Source organism: Bacillus sp. TE9106W (assembly GCF_054062215.1).
The window spans coordinates 24,436-38,415 of record NZ_JBSSFA010000020.1 but is presented as its reverse complement, the minus strand read 5'-3'; the positions used below and the strand labels follow the sequence as shown (position 1 = coordinate 38,415).

The 13,980-nt window shown below is 35.3% G+C and carries 16 protein-coding genes; 11 read left to right on the top strand and 5 right to left on the bottom strand.

Translation table 11 applies throughout. The features are described from left to right. Window positions 1-12 precede the first annotated feature (12 nt). The 7 genes from pxpB to ACVWY7_RS24875 all read left to right on the top strand — a co-directional run bounded on the left by pxpB (window position 13) and on the right by ACVWY7_RS24875 (window position 5,637). Window positions 13-726, top strand: a complete 714-nt coding sequence (gene pxpB / locus ACVWY7_RS24905) for a 5-oxoprolinase subunit PxpB (protein WP_073523300.1) — start codon at window positions 13-15, stop codon at window positions 724-726. Then, a complete protein-coding gene (locus ACVWY7_RS24900) occupies window positions 717-1,706 on the top strand; it encodes a 5-oxoprolinase subunit C family protein (RefSeq protein ID WP_073523322.1) in 990 nt (329 codons plus the stop codon). The genes pxpB and ACVWY7_RS24900 overlap by 10 nt, the downstream gene beginning before the upstream one ends. Window positions 1,707-1,724: 18 nt before the next feature. Continuing rightward, window positions 1,725-2,486 carry a 5-oxoprolinase subunit PxpA gene (pxpA, locus tag ACVWY7_RS24895; RefSeq protein ID WP_073523324.1) on the top strand — a complete coding sequence of 254 codons (762 nt, stop codon included), beginning with the start codon at window positions 1,725-1,727 and terminating at the stop codon, window positions 2,484-2,486. Window positions 2,487-2,509: 23 nt separating this feature from the next. Continuing rightward, window positions 2,510-3,205: a DUF969 domain-containing protein gene (locus ACVWY7_RS24890; protein ID WP_000239804.1), complete on the top strand. Its 696-nt coding sequence runs from the start codon at window positions 2,510-2,512 to the stop codon at window positions 3,203-3,205. Between the two features lies 1 nt (window position 3,206). After that, window positions 3,207-4,169 carry a DUF979 domain-containing protein gene (locus ACVWY7_RS24885; RefSeq protein WP_029438821.1) on the top strand — a complete coding sequence of 321 codons (963 nt, stop codon included), beginning with the start codon at window positions 3,207-3,209 and terminating at the stop codon, window positions 4,167-4,169. Between the two features lie 16 nt (window positions 4,170-4,185). Beyond that, a complete protein-coding gene (pcp, locus tag ACVWY7_RS24880) occupies window positions 4,186-4,833 on the top strand; it encodes a pyroglutamyl-peptidase I (RefSeq protein ID WP_073523333.1) in 648 nt (215 codons plus the stop codon). Between the two features lie 75 nt (window positions 4,834-4,908). Then, window positions 4,909-5,637, top strand: coding sequence for an NAD-dependent protein deacylase (locus ACVWY7_RS24875; protein WP_139242254.1), 729 nt, complete (start codon window positions 4,909-4,911; stop codon window positions 5,635-5,637). A 54-nt stretch (window positions 5,638-5,691) separates the two neighbouring features. Here the strand turns inward: ACVWY7_RS24875 and ACVWY7_RS24870 are convergent, their stop codons facing one another. Then, the gene (locus ACVWY7_RS24870; protein ID WP_017561750.1) at window positions 5,692-6,273 is read right to left on the bottom strand and encodes a hypothetical protein; all 582 of its coding nucleotides are present in this window, start codon (window positions 6,271-6,273) and stop codon (window positions 5,692-5,694) included. Window positions 6,274-6,521: 248 nt separating this feature from the next. On the opposite strand from ACVWY7_RS24870, the gene ACVWY7_RS24865 reads away from it, so the two are divergent. Both ACVWY7_RS24865 and lepB read left to right on the top strand, forming a co-directional pair. After that, the gene (locus tag ACVWY7_RS24865; RefSeq protein WP_073523342.1) at window positions 6,522-8,675 is read left to right on the top strand and encodes a peptidoglycan D,D-transpeptidase FtsI family protein; all 2,154 of its coding nucleotides are present in this window, start codon (window positions 6,522-6,524) and stop codon (window positions 8,673-8,675) included. Between the two features lie 82 nt (window positions 8,676-8,757). After that, window positions 8,758-9,279: a signal peptidase I gene (gene lepB / locus ACVWY7_RS24860; RefSeq protein WP_000806883.1), complete on the top strand. Its 522-nt coding sequence runs from the start codon at window positions 8,758-8,760 to the stop codon at window positions 9,277-9,279. Window positions 9,280-9,312: 33 nt separating this feature from the next. On the opposite strand, the gene ACVWY7_RS24855 is transcribed toward lepB, so the two are convergent. Then, a complete protein-coding gene (locus tag ACVWY7_RS24855) occupies window positions 9,313-9,936 on the bottom strand; it encodes a cephalosporin hydroxylase family protein (protein ID WP_266987284.1) in 624 nt (207 codons plus the stop codon). Window positions 9,937-10,093: 157 nt separating this feature from the next. Here ACVWY7_RS24855 and ACVWY7_RS24850 point away from each other — a divergent pair, with 157 nt between their 5' ends. Continuing rightward, complete coding sequence (locus tag ACVWY7_RS24850) at window positions 10,094-10,615, top strand: NUDIX hydrolase (RefSeq protein WP_073523343.1); 522 nt, start codon at window positions 10,094-10,096, stop codon at window positions 10,613-10,615. 148 nt (window positions 10,616-10,763) lie between these two features. Here the strand turns inward: ACVWY7_RS24850 and ACVWY7_RS24845 are convergent, their stop codons facing one another. Beyond that, window positions 10,764-11,525, bottom strand: coding sequence for a class I SAM-dependent methyltransferase (locus tag ACVWY7_RS24845; protein WP_073523345.1), 762 nt, complete (start codon window positions 11,523-11,525; stop codon window positions 10,764-10,766). Window positions 11,526-11,866: 341 nt separating this feature from the next. On the opposite strand from ACVWY7_RS24845, the gene ACVWY7_RS24840 reads away from it, so the two are divergent. Further along, the gene (locus ACVWY7_RS24840) at window positions 11,867-12,634 is read left to right on the top strand and encodes a MerR family transcriptional regulator (protein ID WP_000710814.1); all 768 of its coding nucleotides are present in this window, start codon (window positions 11,867-11,869) and stop codon (window positions 12,632-12,634) included. Window positions 12,635-12,781: 147 nt separating this feature from the next. On the opposite strand, the gene ACVWY7_RS24835 is transcribed toward ACVWY7_RS24840, so the two are convergent. Together ACVWY7_RS24835 and ACVWY7_RS24830 are read right to left on the bottom strand one after the other, a co-directional pair. Next, window positions 12,782-13,552: a DNA alkylation repair protein gene (locus ACVWY7_RS24835; RefSeq protein ID WP_017561755.1), complete on the bottom strand. Its 771-nt coding sequence runs from the start codon at window positions 13,550-13,552 to the stop codon at window positions 12,782-12,784. A 33-nt stretch (window positions 13,553-13,585) separates the two neighbouring features. Then, window positions 13,586-13,891 (bottom strand): iron-sulfur cluster biosynthesis family protein, encoded by a 306-nt coding sequence (locus tag ACVWY7_RS24830; protein WP_001026183.1) that lies wholly within the window; start codon window positions 13,889-13,891, stop codon window positions 13,586-13,588. Between the last annotated feature and the right edge of the window lie 89 nt (window positions 13,892-13,980).

Here is a 13,980-nt window from a genome sequence, read left to right as displayed (position 1 = left end):
AGAGGGAGTAGGATGAAATTTTCTGCGTTAGGGGATCAAGCAATTATTGTTACATTTGGTGAAGAAATCGGGATGGATGTATACGAAAAAGTACAACGACTATTTCAAGCGTTGCAGCAACATCCGTTTACAGGAATGATCGAATGCGTTCCGTCATTTACTTCATTGGCCGTTTACTATAATTTGTATGAAGTATGGAAGGGAAATGATAGAAAGATAAGACCGTATGATTACGTATGCCAATACATAGCTAGAATGTTAGATACGTATAAGGAAGAGCTGAAACGAGATGTGAAACATATTTCTATACCCGTTTGTTACGGGGGAGAATATGGACCTGATTTAGAAGAGGTGGCACATTATCACGGTTTACAAGTAGAAGATGTGATTCGCATACATAGTGAAACAACGTATTTTGTATATATGTTAGGCTTTACACCAGGGTTCCCGTATTTAGGAGGACTATCAGAAGAACTAGAAACACCTAGAAAAGAAATACCGCGGTTACAAATCTCTCCTGGTTCGGTAGGAATCGGCGGAAATCAAACAGGTATTTATCCGCTTGAAACACCGGGTGGATGGAATATTATTGGCCGAACACCAATCTCCTTATTTAATCCGGAAGAAGAAACACCGACCTTTATTCAAAGTGGTATGTATTTACGATTTATCCCAATAACGAAGGAAGAGTACGTATCACTTGAGGGGGCTAAAGAATGGATGTAGAAGTTTTGCATGCAGGTATGTTTACAACAGTCCAAGATTTAGGACGATCTCATTATCAAAAATACGGTGTGCCAGTTGGCGGGGCTATGGATCAAAGTGCACTTCGGATGATCAATATGTTAGTTGGTAATGAAGAAAATGAAGCGGGACTCGAAATGACGATTATGGGACCGAAATTGTTAATAAAGAAAACGACGTTACTCGCAATTGGCGGTGCGGATATGGAACCGTTACTAAATGGTGAGCGTATTCCATTATGGCGGCCCATTTTAGCGGAAGAAGGTAGCATGCTTTGCTTTGGAAAAGTGAAAACGGGTTGCAGAGCGTATGTGACTTTTGCAGGTGGTATCTATATTGATCGTACGATGGGAAGCAAAAGTACTTACATACGTGCTGCGATTGGTGGTATGGAAGGGAGAATGCTGAAAAAAGGAGACTATTTTCAACTTGGGGAAAGATCAGAAATGGCTCATCCTTTCATGCAAGACTTACAAAAGGGTGAGCGCATAAAAACAAAATGGGCAATTAGCAGTAGCGTACTACCAAAATATAAGAAGTATCCTAAACTTCGCGTCATAACTGGTTTTGAATATGATCAATTTACAGAAGAAAGCAAAAAGGCATTTTTTACGAAAGAGTATAAAGTATCTAATTACGCTGACCGTATGGGTTATAGGGTTGAAGGAGAAATTTTAAATAGAGCCGTTGAAAAAGAGATTTTATCGAGTCCAGTTACATATGGAACCATTCAAATTCCAAATGGCGGACAGCCGATTATATTAATGGCAGATAGGCAAACGACAGGTGGTTATCCGAGAATGGGAAATATCATTTCAGTAGATTTACCTCTTCTTGCCCAGTTAAAACCAGGGGACTATGTATCGTTTGAGAATATTACGCTTGAAGAAGCGGAACAATTGTACATAGAAAAAGAAGTAAATATGAATCTATTAAAAAAGTTCATCGCTTTACAAAGCTGAGTGCAGGAGGGAAATATCATGACTACAATTGATTTGAATTGTGATTTAGGAGAAAGTTTTGGCGCTTATAAAATGGGGAATGATGATGAAATTCTTCCGTTCGTTTCCTCTATAAACGTTGCATGTGGTTTTCATGCGGGTGATCCGTCCGTTATGCGACAAACGGTTGAAAAGGCAATGCAGCATAACGTAGCGATAGGGGCACACCCCGGATTTCCAGATTTAATTGGATTTGGTAGAAGGAACATGAACGTTTCAGCAAGTGAAGTATACGATTATGTTTTATATCAAATTGGTGCATTAGACGCTTTTGTAAAAGCAGCTGGTGGGAAGATGCAGCATGTGAAACCGCACGGAGCCCTATATAATATGGCGGCAACTAATCCGGAAATTGCAGATGCAATTGCGAAGGCAATTTATCATAGTAATCCAAGTCTATCACTTTACGGATTAGCAAATAGCGAGGCGTTTATACAGGCTGCGGAAAAATACAATATAACTCTCGTACAAGAAGCTTTTGCAGATCGTACGTATAAGCAAGATGGAACATTAACGAGTCGTACGGAAGAAAATGCGCTTATAAAAAATGAAGATGAAGCGATAAATCAAGTGCTTCAAATGGTGAAAGAAGGCTATGTAAATTCGGTGAATGGTGAGAAAGTAGCAGTTCAGGCGCAGACAATCTGTTTACATGGTGATGGAGAAAAAGCAGTACAATTTGCGAGAAAAATATACAGAACATTCGAACATAATAAAATTTCTATATGTGCACCGAAATAAAAAAATGAGGGGAAGTGTTGGAATTGGTGAAATTAATCGGGATATTACTAGTTGCAGTGGGCTTTTTATTTAGATTAAATACACTATTAGTCGTTATGGTTGCAGGTATTGTTACGGGGATGGTTTCAGGATTAAGCTTTTATGATGTGATCAGCATGTTCGGTAAATTTTTCATAGAAAATAGATATATGTCTATGCCTATCATACTAACTTTACCGGTAATCGGAATTTTAGAGCGTTACGGTTTAAAAGAAAGAGCAGAAGCACTTATAACGAAATCAAAAGGTGCAACAACTGGAAGAGTATTAATGTCATATTTTACGATAAGAGAATCATCAGCAGCACTAGGTCTTAATATTGGTGGTCATGCACAAACAGTAAGACCGCTCGTTGCACCGATGGCAGAAGGGGCTGCGCAAGGTAAATACGGTAAGCTTCCTGAAAAGTTAAGAGAAAAGATTAAAGCGAATGCAGCCGCTGCGGAAAATACAGCTTGGTTTTTCGGAGAAGACATTTTTATCGCAACGGGTGCCATTCTATTAATGAAAGGATTTTTCGATTCAGTAGGTATGCATGTCGGTGTGTGGGATATGGCACTTTGGGGTATTCCAACTGCAATATCTGCACTTATCGTAAGCTGGATCAGATTTAGAAGGTTTGATAAATATATAGCAAAAACGATGACATCAAAAGAAAAAGAAGAGAAGGAGGCAATATAAAGTGAATATCATCACAATGGATACAATCTATTACGTATTAGGTATAATCGTTGCCTTTATCGCCGTTCGTATCGCATTTGATCGTGAACATCCAAATCGATTTGGTTCTAGCCTATTTTGGGCGTTATTTGCAGTTACATTTTTATTCGGAAATGTAATCCCTTCGTTTTACGTTGGCTGTATTGTACTCGCTATGGTTGTGTTAGCTTCACTAAATAAAGTAACAAAATCAGAGGAGAAAGAAGTTCCAGTACAACAACGTGTAAAACATGCGGAGAAATTAAAAAATAAAATTTTTATGCCTGCACTATTAATTCCTATTTTTACAATTATCGGTACGTTAACGTTAGGAAAAATTAAATGGGGAAATGTCTCCCTTGTTGATCCAGATAAAGTAACGCTAGTAGCATTAGCATTAGGAGCATTACTTGCATTCGTTGCGGCAATGCGTATTACAAAATCGAAAATAACAACGCCTGTACAAGAAGGAAGCAGATTACTACAGGCAGTCGGCTGGGCCGTAATTTTACCACAAATGTTAGCAGCACTTGGCGGTATTTTCGCGAAATCTGGCGTTGGACAAGTCGTTTCTGATTTAGTCGGCCAAGTATTACCGACAGAGTATCCATTCGTTGCTGTTATGGCGTACTGTTTAGGAATGATGCTTTTCACAGTCGTAATGGGAAATGCTTTCGCAGCGTTTGCCGTTATTACTGGCGGAATTGGTTTACCTTTAATTGTACAAATGCACGGCGGAAACCCAGCGATTATGGCCGCTCTTGGTATGTTTGCTGGATATTGCGGAACGCTGCTTACGCCAATGGCAGCAAACTTTAATATCGTACCGGCAATGCTTTTAGAGTTAAAAGATAAAAATGCCGTTATTAAAGCGCAAGTACCAATCGCTCTTTCAATCTTCATCATAAATATGTTTATCATGTACGGCCTAGTATATCGTTTCTAATTAGGAGGAGAAAACTATGAAAACAGTATTATTAACAGGATTTGATCCGTTCGGCGGAGAAAGTATCAATCCAGCTTGGGAAGTTGCAAAAAGTTTGCATGAAAAAACAATCGGAGAATACAAGATTATTAGTAAGCAAGTCCCAACTGTATTTCATAAATCAATACAAGTTTTAAAAGAATATATAGATGAACTAAATCCAGAAATAATTATATGTATCGGACAGGCTGGGGGCAGACCAGATATTACGATAGAGCGTGTCGCAATAAATATTGATGATGCAAGAATTGCTGACAATGAAGGAAATCAGCCAGTAGATGTACCGGTTGTAGAAGAAGGACCAGCTGCTTATTGGTCTACACTTCCGATGAAAGCAATTGTAAAAAGACTACAGGCAGAGGGCATACCGGCTTCCGTTTCACAAACAGCAGGTACGTTCGTTTGTAATCATTTATTCTATGGTCTCATGCATGAACTAGAGAAACAGGATACAAAAATGAAAGGCGGATTTGTTCATATTCCGTTTTTACCAGAGCAAGCGAGTAATTATCCAGGGCAACCGAGTATGTCACTTTCTACTATTCGTAAAGGGATAGAGTTGGCAGTTGAAGTAACGACGACAGTTGAGGTAGATATAGTGGAAATTGGGGGCGCGACGCATTAAGTAGAATGAATTGTACGACACCTCCTGTAAACAACTGGTATAATAAGTATAGCAATATACATAGAGGTGATTTTTGTGCAACAATTTGAAGAAGTACGTTCAATTTTAGAAAAAGCAAAGAAAATTACAGTATTAACAGGTGCTGGTGCAAGTACGGAAAGTGGTATACCAGATTTTCGTTCAGCAAATGGATTGTATGCTGATGCGAATGTGGAGATGTACTTATCAAGAGGGTACTATAACCGAAGTCCGAAAGAATTTTGGAAGCATTATAAAGAAATCTTTCAAATCAATACGTTTCATCAATATAAACCAAATCGTGGTCATCGTTTTTTAGCAGAGCTAGAAGAGCAAGGGAAAGATATTACGATTTTAACGCAAAATATTGACGGTTTACATCAATTAGGTGGTAGTAAACATGTTATTGATTTACATGGAACGCTTCAAACAGCACATTGTCCGAAGTGTAAAACGGGATATGATTTGCAGTATATGATTGATCATGAAGTGCCGCGCTGTCAGAAGTGTAATTTCATTTTAAATCCAGACGTTGTTTTATACGGAGATACATTGCCGCAATATCAAAATGCGATAAAACGTTTATATGAAACAGATGTGCTTATCGTTATGGGAACGTCATTAAAAGTACAACCTGTCGCTTCATTCCCGCAAATCGCAAAGAGAGAAGTAGGAGCAACAACGATTTTAGTAAATGAAGAGTTAACAGGACAAGAATATAACTTTGATTATGTTTTTCAAAATAAGATTGGTGAATTTGTTGAGGGATTATCTTTAATGAAATAAGTTATCAAAAAACTGAGGTATTCACCTCAGTTTTTTATTTGAGTAATTGCTGTTTTAAGCAACATGAAAACATGTCGATAATGTAGTAACTACATTTTTATAATTTATAAAAATGTGTTTCGTAGATAAAATAGCCGAATAGGAAGAAATGTTTTCTTTAGCGAATATACAGTCGTCATAAAGTAAGCTAATATGTAGCTGTTGTAAAGGTTCTATTTCATTTTGTTTTAAGTATAAGACTAAGTCATTATAAAGTTGCGTACTATGCTCACTTACAGACCATTCTAATGAAAGCTGACCTGCTATGCTAGTCCACCATACTTTAAAACTACATATTAATTCTTTGAATAATTCTTCATTACATAAATGATTATCAAAAAGTTTCTCATAAAACATATGATTTTCATCATAAAAAATTTGCGAATCATATTTTTCATTAGCAATTTGTTTGCGAAGTGTATGCCATAATTCTTTGAAATTTGCTTCAAAGTTAGTAGAGAAATTGAATTGTCTTGCTATATAAGGAAAACGTAAATTCCCTGTTTTCTCTTTTTGGTTGAGATAAATATTTTGAATGTAAATCATAAAGTTTAAACAATGAGACGCATTAGTATGAATTGTGAATGAATCTGTCATTTCATTTTCTCCTTAGTAATGTCTTTTATTGATTTATTTCTTAAGTATACAACCTTTCTTTTAGAATAACATTCATGTTATTCCTTAATAAGGGAATGGTAATAAATAGGATATAAAATTAAAAAACTGAAAATTAAATCTTTTATTTCTTTTATAATTAATATAAAATTCTATATATATCATATAAATAAATTTGATACATAATGGTTCTATGTAGAAATGTTAATAGAATGAAGCGAGGGAGCGAAATGAGACAGAAAAAGGAGCAGAAGAAACAATCGAAAAAGAAAAAGACTCATATTCCTTTTCGGTTAAATGTACTATTTTTTATTGTCTTTCTTTTATTTTCAGCTATTATAATTCAATTAGGTAAAGTGCAAATCATTGATGGAGAAACGTATAGAAATGAAGTGAACAAAAAGGAAGACGTAACGGTAAGTACACCTGTTCCTAGAGGGAAAATGTTTGATCGACAAGGTCAGGTGATTGTAAATAACAAACCACTACGAACCGTTACATATACGAAAATGAAAGGAGTAGCTTCGAAAGAAGTTTTACAAGTAGCAAGACAGTTAGCCCAGTTAATTGAAATGTCGCCAGAGGATATAGACAAGTTAACAGAAACAGATAAAAAAGATTTTTGGATGCAGTTAAATGAAAAGCGGGCAGCAGAAAAAGTAACGAAAGAAGATGAGAGTAAATTTAGGAAGCAGGAGATAGAAGGGAAAGAATTAGATAAAAAAGTGGAAGAGTTACGTAGGGAAAGAATTACACAAGAAGAATTAAGCGAACTTTCAAAAGAAGACCTAGAAGTACTAGCTATTAAAAGCAAAATGAATGCGGGATATAAAATGACGCCGCAAATCGTTAAAAAAGATGTAAGTCAAAATGAATATGCAGTCGTAAGTGAAAGATTGGCAAGCTTGCCTGGAGTAGATACGACGGTGGATTGGGAACGTGAATACCCAAATGATAAAATACTTCGTTCTATCCTTGGTAGCGTTTCTACTGAAAATGAAGGATTGCCAAGGGAACAATTAGATTATTATTTAGTGCGTGATTATAACCGAAATGACCGTATTGGTAAGAGCTACATCGAAAAGCAATATGAAGACGCATTACATGGAACGAAAGAACAGTCTAGAAGCATTACAGATAAAGCAGGAAATATTATTCGGACAGAAAAAGTAACCGAAGGAAAAAGTGGAAATAATTTAATGTTAACAGTGGATATGGAGTTACAGAAAAAAGTAGAGGGAAGTCTTGAAAAGAATTTACGAGCATTTCATTCTGCAGAGCCGATGATGGATCGTGCATTTGTTGTAATGATGAATCCCAGAAACGGTCAAATTTTATCGATGGCAGGAAAGAAAATTGTAAATAAAGATGGCGGGATGCAAATAGAAGACTATGCTTTAGGGACGATGACAAGTTCTTATGAGTTAGGGTCAACTGTGAAAGGGGCTACATTATTAGCCGGCTATCAAACTGACACAATTAAGCCGTATACGCATTTCTTTGATGCACCCATGTATTTTAAAGGAAGCTCTAAGCCGAAGAAATCGTGGAAAGACTTTGGTGATATTGATGATTTAAGAGCTTTACAAGTTTCATCAAACGTATATATGTTTAATACAGCATTAAAAATGGCAGGTATAAATTATGTGCCAAACAATCCATTAGACATTAAACAAGAAACATTTAATAAAATGCGCTACTATTTTAGACAATTTGGTTTAGGTGTACCGACTGGTATTGACTTGCCGAATGAATCGATTGGTCAAATGGGTAGAACGGATAACATACCTGGTTTTTTACTTGATTATGCGATTGGACAGTACGATACATATACGCCGCTTCAACTTGCTCAATATATTTCAACCATTGCAAACGGTGGTTACCGAATGAAACCGCAAATTGTGCAAGAAGTGAGAGAGCAACCACATAGACCAGAGGATGTTGGAAAAGTTATTCGATCTATTGAACCAGTTATTTTAAATCGAGTGGATATGAACACTTCATACATTAATCATGTAAAAGAAGGATTTAGAAGAGTTTTTCAAGAGAATGACGGAACAGGTACTGCAACGTTTAAAGGATTACCGTATAAACCAGCTGGAAAAACAGGGACAGCTGAAACTGTGTATGGCGGAGAAAGTGAAATTGGAAGAGATGAAAACAATAATCGAAAAAAATGTTATAATTTAACTCTTGCCGGTTATGCGCCGTATGATGCTGATCCGGAAGTAGCTTTTTCAGTTGTTGTACCATGGGTGAATGATGACAAATCAGGAATTAATTCCGCGATTGGTAAAGAGATTTTGGATGCGTATTTTGAATTGAAAGCGAAAAGAGCAGGTGGAAATCCAGTCCCAGTAGAGCAGCCGAACAAGGCCCAGTAAAAATAGTATCACTGCATGGATATATATGGTGCAGTGATATATTTTTTGATTTAAAAAGCGTTTGAATAAGGTGGGAATGGATATGAAACAGGAGATTAAAAGAGGTTGGGGGAAATACATACTCTTCGTGTTTGTTTTGGTAGTAGCTTATCATTCTTTTACTTTATGTAAAGTGGAAGGGAAATCAATGCAACCGACTTTATATGAAGAAGACTACGTATTTGTAAATAAAGCAGCAGTACATTTTTCCGATTTAGAGCATGGAGAAATTGTCATTATAAAGGAAGAGGATGAATCGAAATATTATGTAAAACGAGTAATAGGGCTTCCTGGTGACGTAATTAACATAACGAATGGATCTGTATATGTAAATGATAAAAAACAAGAAGAACCGTATACAAATAAAGATTTATTCAATAATACGCAAGTGTTTTATAACTTTCAAAAGACAAAAATCCCACCAAATAAATTATTTGTAATGGGAGATAATCGTGAACTTAGTAGAGATAGTCGAAACGGTTTAGGATATATTGAAGAAGATAATATAATAGGCAAAGTGGAATTTGTATACTATCCTTTTTCAAAAATGAAGATCATAGAATAAGTGGGGTTTTCTCTATCCCCACTTATTAACGTTTCACTTTATCTTCTTTAAAAAACCTTTTGGATTAAATGATATGAAAAACTTATGCTTAGATTCATCGATTATGAAATTGTTATTTTTAGCTAAAAACTCTTCAACCGCTTCCATCGGTCCAGGACCCCAATCGGGAAGAAGCGGATTTCCATTAATAGAGGTATCTTCTACAATCATATAACTTCCAGTAGTGACGATAGATTTATATAGTAAAAGTTCTTTGGATACATGCTCTTTACTATGATCAGAATCTAAAATAACTAAAATCACATCATCAGGTTTGCGCATACTTACTATTGTTTGGATGGCCTGTACAGAAACAGAAGAAGCAGTTAAATACGTAATCCGATTATGTGATGGTCGATTTGGCTGCGGAGTTATATCAATAGTAAGTACGTGACCTTTTCCAATTAAATCTAACATAGAAGCTAAATACAGTGCACTACCACCATGAAATGTCCCACATTCAATAATTAAATCGGGCTTTAATTCGTAAATGATTTCTTGATACAAAAAGAGATCAGAGGGAAGTTTACAAATTGGAACACCGAACCAGTGTGTATCTTTAAACCACACAAGGCTGTCGTAATATTGGTTTAGAAATTCATTGCTTATATTATCGATTTTAAATTCTCCTTTCTATAAAGGATTCTCTCGTTTGACGTAAAGTGTTTACGCATGAAAGTTGTACTATATACTATGTGGTAAGGAATTGTAAGGCGAGTGTTTTTACTTAAAAATAAGCCAAATAACTCATGTAAAAATGAAAGGAAATGATTGTATGTACAAGTATACAATTTGTTTTATTAGAAAAAGCGATAAAATACTGCTATTAAATAGAAATAAAAAGCCAAATATGGGAATGTGGAATGGTGTTGGTGGAAAAATTGAAGATAATGAAACGCCATATGAAGGAATAATTAGAGAAACGCTTGAAGAAACAGGCATAGATCTTCCAAGTGTAACGTATAAAGGGAATGTGGTTTTTAAAAGTAAGGACGAGTCTCGAGGTAGTGAAGGAATGTATGTATTCCTTGCTGATCTGCCAGATGGAGTACATATGGACACGCCATTAAGTACGGCGGAAGGATTATTAGAATGGAAAGAAATTGATTGGATATTAAATAAGGATAATAGAGGTGTAGTTAGCAATTTACCAAAATACTTACCGATAGTATTAACAGAAGAAAATAAGTTAGAGCATATATTCACGTACGATAACGGGAATATTATTCATTACACAACTTCATTTTTGACAGATGATGATGTGAACAAATGGTATGAAAAACAACTCGTTTCTTAATAGAAAAAATATGACAACAATCACTTTTATAATCTAGTAGATTGCAATTAGATAAGAAGTGGGATGATATAACTGTTCTTATCATGAAAGAGTAGAGAACATACGTAAACGGGGCAAAAAGGAGGTGGCAAAGCCAATCTCCTTTTTGTTAGCTGCGAATCGCCTTAATGATAAAGCGATGTTGCTTCACATCAAAATATCCTTTTTGTAAGATGATTTCATGTATACGATATAATTCCTCATAATATCTTTCAACAGTAAAATCAGGAATTTGCCACGGAATTGCTTTTAAGTAGTAGACGATAGCGCCAATATCATAAAAGCGTTGGAAAGGGAATGCTTCTTTTGCTTCTAAAATAGTAAATCCATTTTCCTCTAACTCACGACATGCAGTTTCAAGCGACCAACTTGCAAATTCACTATTTAGTGGTGTGTCAAACTGTTCATTAAGTTCAGCGCAATCGAGACCACCAACTTGTTGTGTAAGGAACATTCCATTAGGAGAAAGAATTCTGTTTACCTCAGAAGCAGAATAGGATTCATGTTGATTCATAATGAAATCAAACTGTTCATCTTGAAATGGTAAAGCAGTATCATTAATCACTTCGACAACAGTAACTCCTAAAGGCTCTAATTTCTTTCGAGCAATTGGCAAGTTTGGAGCATAACCCTCAGTCGCATAAATAGTTGGCGGGAATGGTTGTAACATAGATAAAAACTCTCCGCCGCCAGTACCCATATCAAGCATTGATTCTGCACGCTGCATAAGCTGGAAAGCAGTACTGCCGTATGACCATGATAAAGGCTCGCTCTTCATTCGGCCCGTTTCTGAAATAAAAGAAAAATCCCAGCCACTAAAGTTTGTATTTGCACTCTCTAATAAAGTTAAAAATAATGGATCACGTTTCATAAATTTGTTCTCCTATTTCATAAATGAATGATATGATGAGAAAAGAAAAAGGGAGGACCTCTTATGAAAGATAAGCGGTTTTACGTTTCATGTTTGAATAGATTCATATAAATTCGCTCCTTGTGAGAATGGTTATTTATATATTCGGGATAAGTAAGTGAAAGTCCTTTGAATTTGTGAGGGAAGGTTATGCTAGTCAATAATCGGGCCATAAAATGGGATAGCGCAATACATATTGATTATATGCACTTTCATATTTTTGAATTTTCTTTAATTATCTCTTGAACCTCTAGTTACTTTAGGTTTTATAATAAATTTATAATTTTAATAGGGGGATTTAGATGAAAAAGGATAAAAAGTTTTCTATCGGAGAATTCTCAGAAAAAACGGGAATACCAATTCCTACTTTGCACTATTATGATGACATCGGGTTATTACAACCTGAAAAGAATCCTTCCTCAGGGCACCGCATTTATAAGTATCAAGATATTATAACCTTACAAAAAATTCTAAGTTTAAAATTTCTAGGCTATAGTCTAGATAAAGTCGCTAATTTGTTACACGAATCAAGTTTTGGTGTTGATTTGAATGAAAGTTTGTCTCTCCATTTGCAAGTGTTAGAAAGAGAAAAAGAACAAATTGAGCAATCAATGCAAGCAATGAAAAGAGTAATGAAGTTAGTCGAAGAGGAATGTGAAATAGATAGTACAGTATTATTTAGTCTTATTTACGGTATGAATACAGAACATACACATAAAGAATGGATGAAACGTCATGAGTTAACGGATATCGTGGAAGAGTTATCAAAGAAACGAGAAGAAGATAAAATTGCTTTGGATCAAACGTTTATTCAATTGTCTAAAAAGGTTAAGCAATTATATGGTAAACCAGTCGAGGATTCGAAAGTACAAGAGATGGTAAAGGAATATATAGAAGAGTCTTTTTCATTTCTTAGTGAAGATTTGATACAAAAATTAGCTAATACTAGTGTGGAAGAACTGGATATGCAAGAACTTGAAAATATGATACCTTCCCCTTTCACAGAAGATGAACAAAAATGGCTTAATGAAGCGATGGAATATTATGTGAAGCAAGTAGAAATGGGATAGGAATAGATTTTATGAGTGTTTAGCTTCATCGAAATAATGCTATAGACCTTTCATTGAAGAAGGGGAATATGTTTGTTATTGCTTTATTCAAAAGAAAGAAACGCGTATGCTTTATTTTTGAAGCATACGCGTTTTTGTTTAAAATACTCAAAAATAAAAATCTTTTGGTAAAGTATCATTTTTTATTACCGTTCTTAACCCATGTTTTATAATCCAAGGATTAACTGGATGCTGTTTATCACGTAATTGCTGTAACCATTGAAAAACGAGTTCTTTATCTTCTTTCGTAATGTCATTGATATGATTAGCTACAGATTTTTGAACATATTTAGAAGGATCATCCATTAAAGGGTCAAGAAGCTGTAAATTGTACTGAAAGTCACCTTTCAGAGCTCCTATTTTTTTAGCCCAAGGAAGCCTTGGTCTTGTACCTTCAGAAACTAATCTTCTAATGTGGCTGTTTTTATCATGAATCCACTTTTGTAATATGTTTAGTGTGTCTTCATGGTATGTTTCAAGAAAAGGCCGAATGGCATATTCAGCAGTATTCCTTTTTGTTATTTCATACATGGCGTTGAAAGAGGATTCAAAATCGTTAAGCCCATATTTTTCAACGTATTTTGCGATAGGCATGTGCATATATCCGTTTGTAAATGTGCCTACTTCTGTTGTATTTTCTGGGCCTAACGTTTTCAGTAATATATGTATTGCTTCATTAAAATCTTTTTGTAAAGCATTGTGTAATTCATCTGCCATTACTTCAATACGCTGCTTTAACTCTAAATTTTCAACTTTACATGTTACGGAAGACACAAAGTTTCTTTTAGAGAAAGTAGGATCGTGTTTACAAATAGAATCAGCCATTTTTTCTGCTAATTCTTCGTTAAACAAAAATTTTAGCGGAACATATTTACCCATTTTTTCACCTCATTGGTCAGTTGAAAACAAGTTTTATTTTTTAATCGACAATCCATAAACTAAAGTCTCACTCGGAGTCGTAATACTAAAACCTGTCGTCTTATAATCAAGCTTCACCGTATCACCAGTGTAGTCTTTCGTAAATGTATCCATTTGTACGATAAGGTCTGCATCTTCATATACCACATCATCTGCAACATATGTATCCCAAATTAAATCGACATCAACGAAAATACTACAAGAATTTGTCATTGTCCCTCTAATGCGAATGATTTTTTTATCTTCACGTTCTAATCTATGTATAGCTGCTTTTGCCTCATCAGTAATACGAATGTTCATTGTATCCCAACCTTTATTTATATTTCCTTTATTATTGCAAAAACAGGGGCAATAGGGAAGCAAAGAGGTTTGCAATAAAAAACGAGCAA

Excerpts from the sequence above, each read along its gene's own strand:
- ACVWY7_RS24840 (WP_000710814.1), top strand. The coding sequence starts at position 11,867 with ATGAAAAAGGATAAAAAGTTTTCTATCGGAGAATTCTCAGAAAAAACG.
- ACVWY7_RS24845 (WP_073523345.1), bottom strand. The coding sequence starts at position 11,525 with ATGAAACGTGATCCATTATTTTTAACTTTATTAGAGAGTGCAAATACA.
- lepB (WP_000806883.1), top strand. The coding sequence starts at position 8,758 with ATGAAACAGGAGATTAAAAGAGGTTGGGGGAAATACATACTCTTCGTG.
- ACVWY7_RS24865 (WP_073523342.1), top strand. The coding sequence starts at position 6,522 with ATGAGACAGAAAAAGGAGCAGAAGAAACAATCGAAAAAGAAAAAGACT.
- ACVWY7_RS24900 (WP_073523322.1), top strand. The coding sequence starts at position 717 with ATGGATGTAGAAGTTTTGCATGCAGGTATGTTTACAACAGTCCAAGAT.
- ACVWY7_RS24850 (WP_073523343.1), top strand. The coding sequence starts at position 10,094 with ATGTACAAGTATACAATTTGTTTTATTAGAAAAAGCGATAAAATACTG.
- pxpB (WP_073523300.1), top strand. The coding sequence starts at position 13 with ATGAAATTTTCTGCGTTAGGGGATCAAGCAATTATTGTTACATTTGGT.
- pxpA (WP_073523324.1), top strand. The coding sequence starts at position 1,725 with ATGACTACAATTGATTTGAATTGTGATTTAGGAGAAAGTTTTGGCGCT.
- ACVWY7_RS24830 (WP_001026183.1), bottom strand. The coding sequence starts at position 13,891 with ATGAACATTCGTATTACTGATGAGGCAAAAGCAGCTATACATAGATTA.
- pcp (WP_073523333.1), top strand. The coding sequence starts at position 4,186 with ATGAAAACAGTATTATTAACAGGATTTGATCCGTTCGGCGGAGAAAGT.
- ACVWY7_RS24870 (WP_017561750.1), bottom strand. The coding sequence starts at position 6,273 with ATGACAGATTCATTCACAATTCATACTAATGCGTCTCATTGTTTAAAC.
- ACVWY7_RS24835 (WP_017561755.1), bottom strand. The coding sequence starts at position 13,552 with ATGGGTAAATATGTTCCGCTAAAATTTTTGTTTAACGAAGAATTAGCA.